Source organism: Streptomyces shenzhenensis (assembly GCF_021462265.1).
GTDB lineage: Bacteria > Actinomycetota > Actinomycetes > Streptomycetales > Streptomycetaceae > Streptomyces > Streptomyces shenzhenensis.
Genome location: NZ_JAJONF010000093.1, coordinates 1 through 12,849 on the forward strand (window position 1 = coordinate 1; position 12,849 = coordinate 12,849).

The following is a 12,849-nucleotide window of genomic DNA, read 5'->3' on the forward strand; positions in this document are numbered from 1 at the left end:
CCTGTCGATCTCGGGCGTGAGGGCGGCGGCCAGGCGCCAGGGGGCGGGCCGTGCCTCGTCGCGGAGGGCGGCGGCCGCGGTCAGCAGGATTTCCCGTTTTTTTGCCTTCGGGACCCCGGCGGCGGCCCGTTCGTAGAGCCGGGCGCCCTCCTCCAGGACCAGATCGGTGTCGATGCCCGCCGGGATCTTGATCTGCGCGTGGTGGCGCCAGGTGGTGACCGGATCTCCCCACGCCTCGACCTGGTAGGTCCAGCGGCCCGGTTTCCCGTCGACGGTGACGGTGGCGCCCCAGCGGTCGGTGCCGGGGGCGAGCTCCCGCATCGGGGTCCAGGGACCCGGCCGGCCCTTCGGGTCCTTCAGGACGACGTTGGCGGCGACGGCGTCATGGCCCTCGCGGAAGACGGTGGCGGTGACCTCGAACGACTCCCCGGTGACCGCCTTGGCGGGCCGGCGCCCCTGCTGGACCAACGGACGTACGTCGAGGACGGGTATGCGGCCGACGGCGGTGGCCTCGCCCGCGGGGGGCGGCGGGCCGGGTGACGTGCGCCGGGCCGGAGGTGCTGAGGAATGGTGCGTGGCGGGCATGACCGCTCCTGTCCGCGGCAACGTGGGTGTGGGCGGATGAGTGGTGGGGAGGTGGGTCCTGCGGGGTGTAGTGGAGTTGTACCGCTGCCTGGTGTCAGTCCTGTGTCTGTCGGGTGTACCGGAGGAACCTTCCCACCCTATTCGGGTGGCCAATCCGGCACTTTGTTAACTACTCAGCCGTATGTCTACGCACAAGACCGGCCGTTGCCGAACCAGCGCATGAGCGCTCCGGCCTGACCACGGTCCGGTCGAGGGCACCGCGACAAAGAGGTCACGCATTCGATGAGGGAACTCTCGTTCCCCGGCCGGGCGGATGAAAACCCGCGCCCGTACCGCCCCGCGCCCGTCAAGCACCCTCCCGGCCGGAATGCCGCGCGCCGTCGCGGCGCAAACCGGGACCCGCTGGTGGGGCGGACGAGGGGGCGGTACGGATCTCAGCCCATCAACCCCCTCGGCACCGGTACCGTCGACACAGACGCGAGCCGCACACCGCCGTACGGCTCCCACGCGAACGCGAACTGCACGAGGTGGAATGTGAAGGCGATCCGTCGGTTCACCGTCCGTCCCGTTCTCCCCGAACCCCTCCGCCCCCTCAGCGATCTGGCCCGTAATCTGCGCTGGTCCTGGCACGCCGAGACACGTGACCTCTTCCAGGCCGTCGACCCCGAGCGCTGGGCAGCCTCGAAGGGCGACCCGGTGCGGCTGCTCGGCAGTGTGCCGCCGGCGCGCCTCGCCGAGCTGGCCGGCGACCGCCGGTTCCTGCGCCGGCTGACGGCGGTCGCCGATGACCTGGGCGACTATCTGACCGGCGACCGCTGGTACCAGTCGGGCGAGCGGTCCGCCGAACTCCCCGCCGCCGTCGCCTACTTCTCGCCTGAGTTCGGCATCACGGCCGCCCTGCCCCAGTACTCCGGCGGCCTCGGGATCCTCGCCGGCGACCACCTCAAGTCGGCCAGCGACCTCGGCGTGCCGCTGATCGGCGTCGGCCTGCTCTACCGGCACGGCTACTTCCGGCAGACCCTGTCCCGGGACGGCTGGCAGCAGGAGCACTATCCCGTCCTCGACCCCAACGAACTCCCCGTGGCGCTGCTGAAGGAGGCCGACGGCACCCCGGCGCACGTCTCCCTCGCACTGCCCGGCGGCAGACTGCTGCGCGCCCGCGTCTGGGTGGCCCAGGTCGGCAGGGTGCCGCTGCTGATGCTGGACTCGGACGTGGAGGAGAACGACCTCGGGGAACGCCAGGTCACCGACCGGCTCTACGGCGGCGGCAGCGAGCACCGGCTGCTCCAGGAGATGCTGCTCGGGATAGGGGGTGTGCGGGCCGTACGGACGTACTGCCGGCTGACCGGCCACCCCGAGCCGGAGGTGTTCCACACCAACGAGGGCCACGCCGGCTTCCTCGGCCTGGAGCGGATCGCCGAACTGGTCGCCACCGGGACGGACTTCGACTCCGCCCTGGAGGCGGTCCGGGCCGGCACGGTCTTCACCACGCACACGCCCGTCCCGGCCGGCATCGACCGCTTCGACCGTGAGCTGGTCGCCCACCACTTCGGTGCCGGCGCCGAACTCCCCGGGATCGGGGTGGAGCACATCCTGCGGCTCGGCATGGAGACCTACCCCGGCGGCGAACCCAACCTCTTCAACATGGCGGTGATGGGGCTGCGGCTCGCCCAGCGCGCCAACGGGGTCTCGCTGCTGCACGGCAACGTCAGCCGGGAGATGTTCTCCGGGCTCTGGCCGGGGTTCGACCCCGACGAGGTGCCGATCACCTCGGTGACGAACGGGGTGCACGCCCCGACCTGGGTGGCCCCGGAGGTGGTCCGGCTGGGCGCCCGGCAGCTCGGCGACCGCCGTACCGAGGAGGCCCTGACCGTCGGCGGTCCGGAGCGCTGGGACGCGGTCGCCGAGGTCGCCGACCAGGAGATCTGGGAGCTGCGCCGCAGCCTGCGGGAACAGCTGGTGCTGGAGGTACGGGAGCGGCTGCGGGAGTCCTGGCGGCAACGCGGCGCGGGCACCGCGGAGCTGGGCTGGATCGACGGCGTTCTGGACCCGGACGTCCTCACCATCGGATTCGCCCGGCGGGTCCCGTCGTACAAGCGGCTCACGCTCATGCTGCGCGACCGCGACCGGCTGATGGAACTGCTTCTGCATCCGGACCACCCGATCCAGATCGTGGTGGCCGGGAAGGCGCACCCGGCCGACGACGGCGGCAAGCGGCTGGTGCAGGAGCTGGTCCGGTTCACCGACGATCCGCGGGTGCGGCACCGGATCGTCTTCCTGCCCGACTACGGCATGGCGATGGCGCAGAAGCTCCTGCCCGGCTGTGACATCTGGCTGAACAACCCGCTGCGCCCACTGGAGGCGTGCGGGACGAGCGGGATGAAGGCGGCGCTCAACGGCGGCCTCAACCTCTCGGTGCTTGACGGCTGGTGGGACGAATGGTTCCAGCCGGACTTCGGCTGGGCGATCCCGACGGCGGACGGCGCCGGCACCGATGCCGACCGCCGGGACGACATCGAGGCCGCCGCGCTGTACGACCTGCTGGAGCAGCGGGTGACCCCGCGCTTCTACGAGCGCGGCCGCAGCGGTCTGCCGGACCGCTGGATCGAGATGGTCCGGCAGACCCTGACCCTGCTGGGTCCGAAGGTGCTGGCGGGCCGCATGGTCCGGGAGTACGTGGAGCGCCTGTACACCCCGGCGGCCCACGCCCACCGGTCGATGACCCCGGACACGGCCCGGGAACTGTCCGCCTGGAAGGGCAGGGTGCGGGCGGCCTGGCACGGCGTCTCGGTCGACCACGTGGAGACGGCCACCGCCACGGCCACCGCCGAACTGGGCGCCACCCTCGCCCTGCGCGTCCGCGTCCGCCTCGGCGACCTCGCTCCCGACGACGTGGAGGTCCAGGCGGTCTCCGGCCGGGTCGACCCGGAGGACCGCATCACGGACGCGACGGCGGTCCCGCTGAAGCCGACGGCGGGTCCGGACCCGGAGGGCCACTGGACCTTCGAGGGCCCGCTGTCCCTGGACCGCACGGGGCCTTACGGGTACACCGTCCGCGTCCTGCCGTCCCACCGGCTGCTCGCGTCCGGCGCGGAGCTGGGGCTGGTGGCGTCGCCTGCGCAGGACGTGGCGGCGGGGGCGGGGGTGCTGCTGCGCTGACGTTCCGCCGGCTCGGCGAGCACCGGCGGGGTCGTGGGGCCCTCCGCGGCGGCGCGGCGGAGGGCCCGCGGGATGGGCGAAGGCCGCTGCCCCACTACCCCTGCCACGGCGGTCAGGTCCGCCGAGCGTCCGGGGAGGCCGGGGTGACGACGGCGATGGTGCCGATGTTGCCCGAGCGCGCGTTGGCCGCTTCGGCTTCCTGGGACGTCGGGTAGTCGCGTTGGGTGCTGTCCGGCATCGTCAGCCGGTACACGGTGATCGCCCGGCGGACGTACGGTTGCTGTCCGCCGCAGTTGCAGCCCATGGTGGTTCTCCTTCCGGGTCGGGCCGGTGAGAGGGGACCCCGGCGCGGTACGACAGGGCCGGGACGTTCGGTGACGTCGGCCGCCGCCCCGGCCGGGGGGTTTGGCCGAGGCGGCGGTGGTGACGCCCTCTGTCCCCAGGGGGCCGGGGGCAGAGGGCCGTATGGCGCTGCCGGTCCTTCCGGCCGGCGGATCAGGTGATGGTGAACGCCTGGGCGTTGGAGGGCCCGCCGCACGTGGTGACGGTGATGGTCCCCGCGCCAGGAGTGAGACCGGTGGGCACGATGGTGCTGAGCAGGTTGTTGCCGAGGGCCGTCCAGGTGGCGGGGATGGTGTTGGTCCCGTCGCTGAACGTCACCGCGGAGACGTCGATGAAGCAGGTTCCGTTGACGGCGATCTCGTCGCCCGCCGTGCCCGTGCCAGGCGACAGCGACGTGATGGTCGGGGCCGCGTAGTACGAGAACTGGCTCAGGCTGCCGGACGGGACGCTGGTACCGCCGGCGGTGGTGACCTCGATGTCCACCGTGTCGACGCACGAGCCGGGGGTCATCGTGTGGGCCGGGGTGGTGATGGTGACCTGGTTGGACGAGGTGAAGGTGGGCGCGGGGGTGACCGCGGTGCCGCCCACGGTGGCGCCGGTGCCGGTGAGGAAGTTGGACCCGAACACCGTGACCGAGGTTCCGCCGGCGGCCGGCCCGCAGGTCGTGCCCGCACCTGTGACGCTCGGTGAGGCGACGAAGAAGAACGGGAGCGCGTTGCTGGTGACGTTGGTGCTGCTGGTCACGCTGACGGAGACCTGCCCCGCGCACTGCGCCGAGGGGATGGTGAGGGAGACCTGGGTGGGGGTGACGGTCAGGCCGCTGCTGACCGACAGCGAGCCGAAGTTCACCCTGGTCGTGGTTCCCAGGCCGGTGCCGTTGATGTGGAGCGTGTCTCCGGCCGTGCCCTGGTTGGTGGTCGTGGTGGTGTCGACCAGGGAGGTGATGGTTGCCATGTCGATCCTTCGGTTGGGTTGGGTGGGTCCGGTGGGCAGGGGGGTTCTGCCGCACTCGGTATGGGGGCCGCGAGAGGCATCCCGTCGTACGGGCGGGATGAGGAGGCGCGGACGGGACGGCGAGGCGCAAGCGCTCGTGGTCCGGTGTCTCCGCGGTCGGGGTTGCGCCGGCGCTGGGGTGCGGCGCCTGTGTGCGAAGCCCGTTCCCTGGGCATTGGCCGGGAGCCGGGGGCGTCCCGGGGTGAAGACGTATGGGCGCCGGTTTCAAGAGTGCGCCGTGAATCTCACCTGAAATCAGTAGACCAGAGGTTCAATGTTGATAACAGGGCGCATTCAGAGTAATAGGAGGTTAGTGTGAATATAGTTTTAAAAACTCCAGGAGCTATTCGTGAGCCGGGGCGCGACGGTGTTCCGGTCGCGCCATAGCTCACCGGACCCCGGCCCGCGGCCGGAGAGCCGGCGGACATACAGAACCGCCCGCCGGGCGCCGCGGCACGAGGCCGTCGGCGCCGGGCGGGCGGGGTCCCGGCGAACCGGGTTCAGCCGACCTGGTAGTTGCGCATCATGTCGTTGTCCTCGTGCTCGGTCATGTGGCAGTGCCAGACGTAGAGCCCCCGCTTGTCGAACAGCGCCTTGATCCTGGTGACCTGGCCGGGCGCCATCTGCACGGTGTCCTTCGGACCCTGCTCGGCAGGGCCGGGCGGCTGGGCCCGGCCGACCCTGATGTTCGTCAGCGCGCCCGTCCGCGGGTCCTGGTCCGCGGTGAACGGTGCCCGGTCCAGCACCTGGAAGTGCACCAGATGCAGATGGATCGGGTGCGTGTCGGGGGTGGTGTTGAAGACCTCCCAGATCTCCGCCGTGTCCAGTGCGGGGTCCTCCGTGGTGGGGTCCGTCCATGCCAGCGCGCCCCGCTTCACGGTGCCCAGCATCGGGCGGGGCCGGCCGAACTCGTCGGTCTTCTCGAACAGCAGCAGGCGGCGGGTGCGGGCCGGCGGCTTGTCCACCGCGAACGGCGACTTGCGCAAGGTGGCCGGCAGCCGCGGCTCGGGGACGCCCTGGTCCAGCGGCCGGCTGACGCGCAGTTGAAGGATCTCGTCCGCGGGCGCGGCGACCGCGGTGCCGTCGGGGAAAGGTGTCGGAGCGTCGTTGGTGAGCGTGAACCGCGACCCCCGCAGGCCGCGGAAGTCGGCGACCAGATCCACCCGTTCCCCCGGAGAGATCACCACAGGTTTGTCCAGCGGGAGCGGCCGGTACAGGAAGCCGTCCTCGGTGGCGATCTGGGTGACGGGGAAGGGCCACGACCCGCCGACGGAGAGACGGTAGAAGCGTGAGTTCGAACCGTTGAGCAGGCGCAGCCGGTACTGGCGGGGCTCCACGTCCAGGTGGGGCCATGCCTTTCCGTTGACGAGGATGACCTGGCCGAAGAACTCGGGCTGGACGGACGGCCCGCCCGGCCAGCCGGGGGAGGCGGCGGGGGCGTCCGGATAGGCCAGCCGCCCGTCCGGATAGAACATCCGGTCCTGGATCACCAGCTCGATCTCGTAGGGCCCGCTGGGCAGTTCGTGGTGCTCGATGAGCGAGAGCTCATGAGGGTCGCGCAGGAAGTAGAAGCCGGACAGGCCGGCGTAGATGTTGAGCCGGGTGATGCCCACTGTGTGGTCGTGGTACCACAACGTGGCGGCTTCCTGCGTGTTCTCGTAGGAGAACCGCGTTCCCGTGAAGCGTGGACCGTGGGTGCCCGTGGCGGTGTACCAGCCGTCGGGGTGGCCGTCGCTTCGGGGCTCGACGTGCGCGCCGTGCAGATGCACCACGGACGGCACACCGTTCTTCGCGATGGTGTGGTCGGTGTGCCGAAAGGCCCAGTGGATCGAGTCGTCCACCGGCAGCAGGTGACGGAAGGGCAGGTCGTTGGCCCAGTACACGTGGACCGGGACGTCCTTGAGCGCCACGAGGGTCGGACCGGGGTAGCTGATGGACACCCCGCTGCCGGGTTGTCCTCCGTAGTGCCCGAAACCCCAGACGGGCGTGGTCAGCCCCAGCCCGCCGCCGAGCACGTCCTGGTCGACCGGGCTCGCCCGCAGCGTCCGGGTCCCACCCGCGGTCATGTCGATGCGGGGGGGCCGGGGCAGCGCGTTCGCGAAGCGCGGGACGGCGAGGGGGTCGGCGACCGGGGCGCGATACAACGAGTCCGTGACCGACGGGAGTGTCCGCAGGGGGGCGGCCCGGGCCGCGGGCATGCCGAGACCCCGGAGGAAGAAGGCGCCTCCCATGGCTGAACCGGCCTGCATGAAACCTCTTCTGCGCACTCCTGTCCTTTCCTTGCAAAGGCGTGAGGGACTGCCGTGGCCAAGGCGTGCCACGGGGCGTGGTCGGCGATCGCCTGAGATCTCGGAATTCCGGCAGCGGTGTTCGCCGGTCACGAAACCGGTCGGGGAAACCCGCCCTTGTCCCCGAGACGGACCAAGGGCGTCAGTCGAGCCAGAGCGACGCGACTCCTGACAGGTAGGACAAGGTCAGGGCGACCGCGGGAATCTGAATCCACAGAGATCCGCCCAGGTAGTAGGCGAGCGGTGTCACACCGCCGGCGACCCAGATGCTGGTGCACCAGCTGCACGTCACGAGGTATGCGAGCTTGGACTCCTCGCCGAAGTGATCCGCGACCCAGATCCGGAAGCCGGCGGCGAGTGTGTCCTTGACGACGAATCTCGTTATGCGGCAGGTGGAGCCGAGCGCGAGTATGAATTGCGTGAGGTTCACTTTCGCCCCCCGTTCCGCATTTCCGCTCCTGGCATATCGCGCTCGTGTGTCGATCGCGCGAAACCGGCTCCGGTCGCTGGTTGATCCCGTCGGCTGATCCCAGGGAGTCTGTCACCGGAGCCGTCCATACGGGGACGGGACCGGTGTGAGTCCAATTCTTCTGCTGTCGGCCAGGTGGCGGAAGGGCGCACTCAGGTGCAACAGCGCATCTGGGATGCATTGACGTATTGTCATTTGAATTCGTCCGGGCGCCGTTCTCTCCCCGCGGCAGAGGGCGGCCGCCCCCGCCACTGTGGCGCCGGTCCTTGGCTGCGGCGCTGCGGCGAGCCCTCGGCGGCGGCCTGTCACCCGTCCAGCAGCCGACCGGATGCCGATCGGTGTCTGCCCACGCAGTGTGAGTCGTGGCTGCTACCCACGAACACCTAAGGAGACACCCCGTGCGACTCGCGACCACGATCCGCGGTTTCATCCCCGTCATGGTGCTGGCGGTATCCGCGGGAGCGTACTCCGCCCCCGCGTCCGCCGCCGAGAACCCAGTGAAGGCAGGCGGCAAGAAGTCCGCCGCGGCCCCGGTGCCCTGCGGCGCGGGGTCCGCGGCTGCCCTGGTCGCCGCGGTCAGCGCCGCAAACAGCGCCCCGGGAGGCGGGACCGTCCAGCTGACCACGGGCTGTGTCTACACGCTGACTTCGGCGGCGGCGACCGGCGCCAACGGTGCCGACGGACTGCCGATCATCACCGGGAACGTGACCATCTCCGGCTCCGGAGCGACCATCAAACGCGATGCCGCCGCGCCGGACTTCCGGATCGCCGAGGTCGCACCGGGCGGGAGTCTCACGATCAGCGGGGTCACCATCTCCGGCGGCCGGGTGACCTCGGGGGCGGGCACCGACGGCGGCGGCATCCTCGACCGGGGGACGCTCACCCTGAGCCGGTCCCCTGTCACCGGCAACACCGCGAGCAACATCGGCGGCGGCGTCGAGGTCGCCCCGGGCGGCACGGCGACCCTCTCGTCGAGCAATGTGACCGGCAACACGGCGGGGGACGGCGGCGGTATCCACGTCAACACGACCGCCACGCTCACGTACTCCGGCGGAACGATCTCCGGCAACACGGGGGTGAACCTGGGCGGCGGTGTGGCGAGCTTCGGCACCACGCTGCTGAACAGCGCCACGATCCAGGGCAATGTCACGACCAACTTCGAAGGCGGCGGCGTCTGGGGCGGAGCCGGCAACCTCACCGTAAACGCCAGCCGGGTCACCGGAAACACCGCGGGCAGCTTCGGCGGCGGTATCGCGAACTTCGGAAGCACCCTTCAGGTGTCGACCACCACGGTCTCGGGGAACACGTCCACGCTGAACGGCGGCGGACTGTACAACCATGCCGGCACCACGCAGCTGATCGCGGACACCATCACCGGGAACACCGCCAACGGCGGGCAGGGCGGGGGAGTCTTCCGGGACGGCGGTACGGTGACGCTCACCGCGACCACCGTCTCCGGCAACCACCCGAACAACTGCGTCCCCGTCCAGGCCGGTTGCCCGGCGTGAGCCGTGCGGTGACTCCCTGAGTCCGGACGCCCCGCGCCCCTGGCCTGTGCCAGGGGCGCGGGGCGTTTCTCCGGCGTGGCGGCCGGCCGGGACAGGACCCGGCATCGGATCACGGGGGAGGAAGGAGCGTGCTCCGGCGTACAGGACGCCATTGCGAAGCTTTTTCATACAGTCACATAAGCCACCGAAAATACCTTGTTGCACCTCCCGCGCTTGGCGCTCCTTTGGTTCACTCGCCTTGAGTGAGCGCTTCGGTACCACCGTGACTCCGGTGCCCGTCCCGTTCCGCGCACGACTCGTCCTCTCGCGCCCGGGCACGAGAGGCACGAGTCCCCTCTCACCTCGCTCAGGCAGCCTCCGCTGAAATCCGTGGCGAGCCGGGGCCCTGCAAGGGCCCGCACCCCCATCCCACGATGTCACCCCGTTTCAGCCGGCTCGCTCGAGGTCCCGAGCTTCCACAGCCGCCGTCGGCCGCATCGCATGGCGCGGCCGACGGTGCCCCTCCCGCCCTGGCCGGCAGTCATCCGGCCAGGGCGCGGTCGTCCGCGCGGCACAAGCAGAGGAGAAGAAGCATCATGGCAGCACCCGTAGTGACCAGCGTCAGCCCCAGTCAAGGCAGTTCGGCGGGAGGCACCACCGTCACGATCAACGGTTCCGGCTTGACCGGCGCCGTCGCCGTCAGGTTCGGTACGGCTCTCGCCAGCAACGTCGTCGTCGTGAGCGACACGCAGATCACGGCCACCACTCCGGCGGGCACCGGCACGGTCAACGTGACGGTCACCGGACCGGGGGGAACCAGCACCCAGAACGTGCCCTTCACCTACGCCGCGGCGGCGGCTCCGACCATCACCAGTATGGTTCCGTCGAGCGGGCCCGCGGCGGGTGGGACCACCGTGGTCATCAACGGCACCAACCTCTCGGGCGCCACGCTGGTCCTCTTCGGCGCGAGTCCCGGCGCCATCACCAATGTCACCCCCACCCAGGTCACGGTGATCACGCCGGCGGGAAGCGGGACCGTGAACGTCACGGTCACCACGCCGGGGGGCGTCAGCAACGCACTGCCCTACACCTACACCTCCGTACCGGCGCCCGTGATCACCAGCCTCACGCCCCCCGACGGGCCCTCGGCGGGTGGCAACAGCGTCGTCATCGCCGGCACCAATCTGACCGGTGCCACGCTGGTTCTCTTCGGTTTCACTCCCGCCGCCATCACGGCCGTCACCGCCACCTCGGTCACCGTCACGGCCCCCGCGGGACTGCCGTCCACGATGAACGTGACCGTGACCACGCCGGGGGGCGTCAGCAACCCGCTGCCGTACACCTACGTCGCCGTTCCCGTCGTCTTCGACGTGGAGCCGCACTTCGGTCCGGAGGCCGGCGGCAACACCGTCACCATCACCGGCAGCAACCTGGCCCTCACCACCGCCGTCGACTTCGGAGCCGCTCCCGCTCCCAGCTTCGTGGTGATCTCCGACAACGAGGTGTCGGCGATCGCCCCGCCCGATTTCGGCACCGTCGTGGTCACCGTGACCACACCCGGCGGCACCAGCACCGTGGGCCCCGGGAACCCGTACTACACGTACCTGGGCACTCCCGTGATCACGAGCCTCACCCCGGACACGGGCTCGACGTCGGGCGGTGACGCCATCACCATCGGCGGCTCCAACCTCACCTTCACCGACTCCGTGACCTTTGGAGGAATCCCGGTTCCGTTCACCGTGTTCTCGGACAACATCGTCGTCGCGACGGCTCCGCCCCACGCGGCCGGAGTCGTCAGCGTCCTGGTCCACACCCCGGCCGGCGACAGCAACGCCTTCCCGTTCACCTACGTCTGATCCGCGAGGGTGGGCGAGCAGCGCGGACCGGCCGGGCGGCAGGCCGCGGCCCCACGGCGATTCCGCCACGGCGATCTCTCGGCGGCGCCGATGGACGTGGACCGCCGGTCAGTCCTCGTCCGCCCCCGCGCACAGCCTCCTGAGCACCGCACCGCAGCGCCGGGCGTACGCCTGCTGCAACCCCCGGGTCGCCGGGCCGCCCGCGCGGGCGTACCACTTGGCGGGTTTGCTGAAGGCGGCGACCGTGAGCCAGACCGTGCCGTCGCCCGTGCGGTCGACCACGAAGGCCTCCTCGCCGCATTCGGGGTGGCCGGGCAGGGTGCCGTAGGCCCAGCCGGCCCGCCTGGACTCCTCGGCCGTCCAGACTATCCGGCAGGGGGCTCGGAGGAGACCGGCCAGGGTGACGGTGACGTCGACGCCGGGGGCCGCGCGGTCGGCGGCGGCGTCGATGCCCACGCCGAGGGCGCGGTGCAGTTCCCAGGTGAGGACCGCCTCGGCGGCCCGGTGGAAGACTCCCTGGCCCTCGCCTATGCGCGTGCGCACGTGCAGCGGGTGGAAGCCCGGCGGGCAGGCGGCGAGGTTCTCGCGGGTGGCACCGACCGCCTCGTACGTGAAGGACATGGGACAGAGCGTAGGGCGGGCCCCCGGGGAGCTTCCTCCCCGGGGGCCCGCCGTGCCGCTCGGTGCGGGGTCAGCTGACGTTGACCGCCGACCAGGCCGCCGCCACCGCGTTGTACTCGGCGGAGCCGGAGCCGTACAGCGCGGCCGCCGCGGACAGCGTGCCGGTGCGGGCCGACTTGTAGTTGGTGGTCGACGTGAAGTACGTGGTCAGGGCCTTGTACCAGATCTGGAGGGCCTTGTCCCGGCCGATGCCGGTGACCGTGGAGCCGTTGGACGTCGGCGAGTTGTAGCTGACGCCGTTGATGGTCTTCGAACCGCTGCCCTCCGACAGGAGGTAGAAGAAGTGGTTCGCGACACCGGACGAGTAGTGCACGTCGAGGTTTCCGACCGAGGAGGACCAGTAGTTGGCGGAGCCGCCGTCCTTGCTGGGCTGGTCCATGTAGCGCAGCGGGGTGCCGTCGCCGTTGATGTTGATCTTCTCGCCGATGAGGTAGTCGCCGACGTCGGAGGCGTTGTTGGCGTAGAACTCGACACCCGTGCCGAAGATGTCGGAGGTGGCCTCGTTCAGGCCGCCGGACTCGCCGCTGTAGTTGAGGCCGGCGGTGTTGGAGGTGACGCCGTGGCTCATCTCGTGGCCGGCCACGTCCAGCGAGGTGAGCGGGTGGGTGTTGCCGGAGCCGTCGCCGTAGGTCATGCAGAAGCAGCTGTCGTCCCAGAACGCGTTGACGTACGAGCTGCCGTAGTGGACCCGCGAGTAGGCGCCGACGCCGTCGTTCTTGATGCCGCTGCGCCCGAAGGTGCTCTTGTAGAAGTCCCAGGTCTCCTGCGCGCCGTAGGCGGCGTCCGCGGCCGCGGTCACGTCGGTGGTGGAGCTGGAGGCGGTGCCGGTGCCCCACGTGTTGGTGGTGTTGGTGAACAGGGTGCCGGTGCCGGAGCTCGAGGTGTGCTTCAGGTTGTACGTCTTGTGGCCGCCGCGGGAGGCGTCGGTCAGCGAGTACGTCGAACCCGACAGCGTGGTGGTGAGGCTGACCGTGCCCGAGTACAGGGTC

Annotated in this window: 10 protein-coding genes; 3 read left to right on the plus strand and 7 right to left on the minus strand. The window is 70.6% G+C overall.

What is annotated here, in order from left to right:
* A partial coding sequence (locus tag LQ326_RS45950) for a maltotransferase domain-containing protein (RefSeq protein WP_234545171.1) occupies positions 1–585 on the minus strand: 585 nt, incomplete at its 3' end.
* Between the two features lie 534 nt (positions 586–1,119).
* Here LQ326_RS45950 and LQ326_RS45955 point away from each other — a divergent pair.
* The gene (locus LQ326_RS45955) at positions 1,120–3,744 is read left to right on the plus strand and encodes a glycosyltransferase family 1 protein (protein WP_234545172.1); all 2,625 of its coding nucleotides are present in this window, start codon (positions 1,120–1,122) and stop codon (positions 3,742–3,744) included.
* Between the two features lie 112 nt (positions 3,745–3,856).
* On the opposite strand, the gene LQ326_RS45960 is transcribed toward LQ326_RS45955, so the two are convergent.
* The 4 genes from LQ326_RS45960 to LQ326_RS45975 form a co-directional block, all read right to left on the minus strand.
* Positions 3,857–4,048 carry a DUF7196 family protein gene (locus tag LQ326_RS45960; RefSeq protein ID WP_234545173.1) on the minus strand — a complete coding sequence of 64 codons (192 nt, stop codon included), beginning with the start codon at positions 4,046–4,048 and terminating at the stop codon, positions 3,857–3,859.
* A 191-nt stretch (positions 4,049–4,239) separates the two neighbouring features.
* On the minus strand, positions 4,240–5,040 hold the full coding sequence (locus tag LQ326_RS45965; protein WP_234545174.1) for a choice-of-anchor Z repeating domain-containing protein: 801 nt from the start codon (positions 5,038–5,040) through the stop codon (positions 4,240–4,242).
* Between the two features lie 539 nt (positions 5,041–5,579).
* Positions 5,580–7,328, minus strand: coding sequence for a multicopper oxidase family protein (locus LQ326_RS45970; protein WP_234545175.1), 1,749 nt, complete (start codon positions 7,326–7,328; stop codon positions 5,580–5,582).
* A gap of 181 nt (positions 7,329–7,509) precedes the next feature.
* Positions 7,510–7,797 carry a hypothetical protein gene (locus LQ326_RS45975; protein WP_234545176.1) on the minus strand — a complete coding sequence of 96 codons (288 nt, stop codon included), beginning with the start codon at positions 7,795–7,797 and terminating at the stop codon, positions 7,510–7,512.
* Positions 7,798–8,234: 437 nt separating this feature from the next.
* Between LQ326_RS45975 and LQ326_RS45980 the strand changes: the two genes are divergently transcribed.
* Both LQ326_RS45980 and LQ326_RS45985 read left to right on the plus strand, forming a co-directional pair.
* Positions 8,235–9,344, plus strand: coding sequence for a right-handed parallel beta-helix repeat-containing protein (locus tag LQ326_RS45980; RefSeq protein ID WP_234545177.1), 1,110 nt, complete (start codon positions 8,235–8,237; stop codon positions 9,342–9,344).
* A 575-nt stretch (positions 9,345–9,919) separates the two neighbouring features.
* Positions 9,920–11,179, plus strand: a complete 1,260-nt coding sequence (locus LQ326_RS45985) for an IPT/TIG domain-containing protein (RefSeq protein WP_234545178.1) — start codon at positions 9,920–9,922, stop codon at positions 11,177–11,179.
* Positions 11,180–11,287: 108 nt separating this feature from the next.
* Here the strand turns inward: LQ326_RS45985 and LQ326_RS45990 are convergent, their stop codons facing one another.
* The gene (locus tag LQ326_RS45990; RefSeq protein ID WP_234545179.1) at positions 11,288–11,800 is read right to left on the minus strand and encodes a DUF1990 domain-containing protein; all 513 of its coding nucleotides are present in this window, start codon (positions 11,798–11,800) and stop codon (positions 11,288–11,290) included.
* 70 nt (positions 11,801–11,870) lie between these two features.
* On the minus strand, positions 11,871–12,849 hold a 979-nt coding region (locus LQ326_RS45995), incomplete at its 5' end, for a M4 family metallopeptidase (protein ID WP_234545180.1).

Coding starts and splice junctions, on each gene's coding strand:
- LQ326_RS45960 (WP_234545173.1), bottom strand. CDS start 4,048: ATGGGCTGCAACTGCGGCGGACAGCAACCGTACGTCCGCCGGGCGATC.
- LQ326_RS45965 (WP_234545174.1), bottom strand. CDS start 5,040: ATGGCAACCATCACCTCCCTGGTCGACACCACCACGACCACCAACCAG.
- LQ326_RS45970 (WP_234545175.1), bottom strand. CDS start 7,328: ATGCAGGCCGGTTCAGCCATGGGAGGCGCCTTCTTCCTCCGGGGTCTC.
- LQ326_RS45985 (WP_234545178.1), top strand. CDS start 9,920: ATGGCAGCACCCGTAGTGACCAGCGTCAGCCCCAGTCAAGGCAGTTCG.
- LQ326_RS45990 (WP_234545179.1), bottom strand. CDS start 11,800: ATGTCCTTCACGTACGAGGCGGTCGGTGCCACCCGCGAGAACCTCGCC.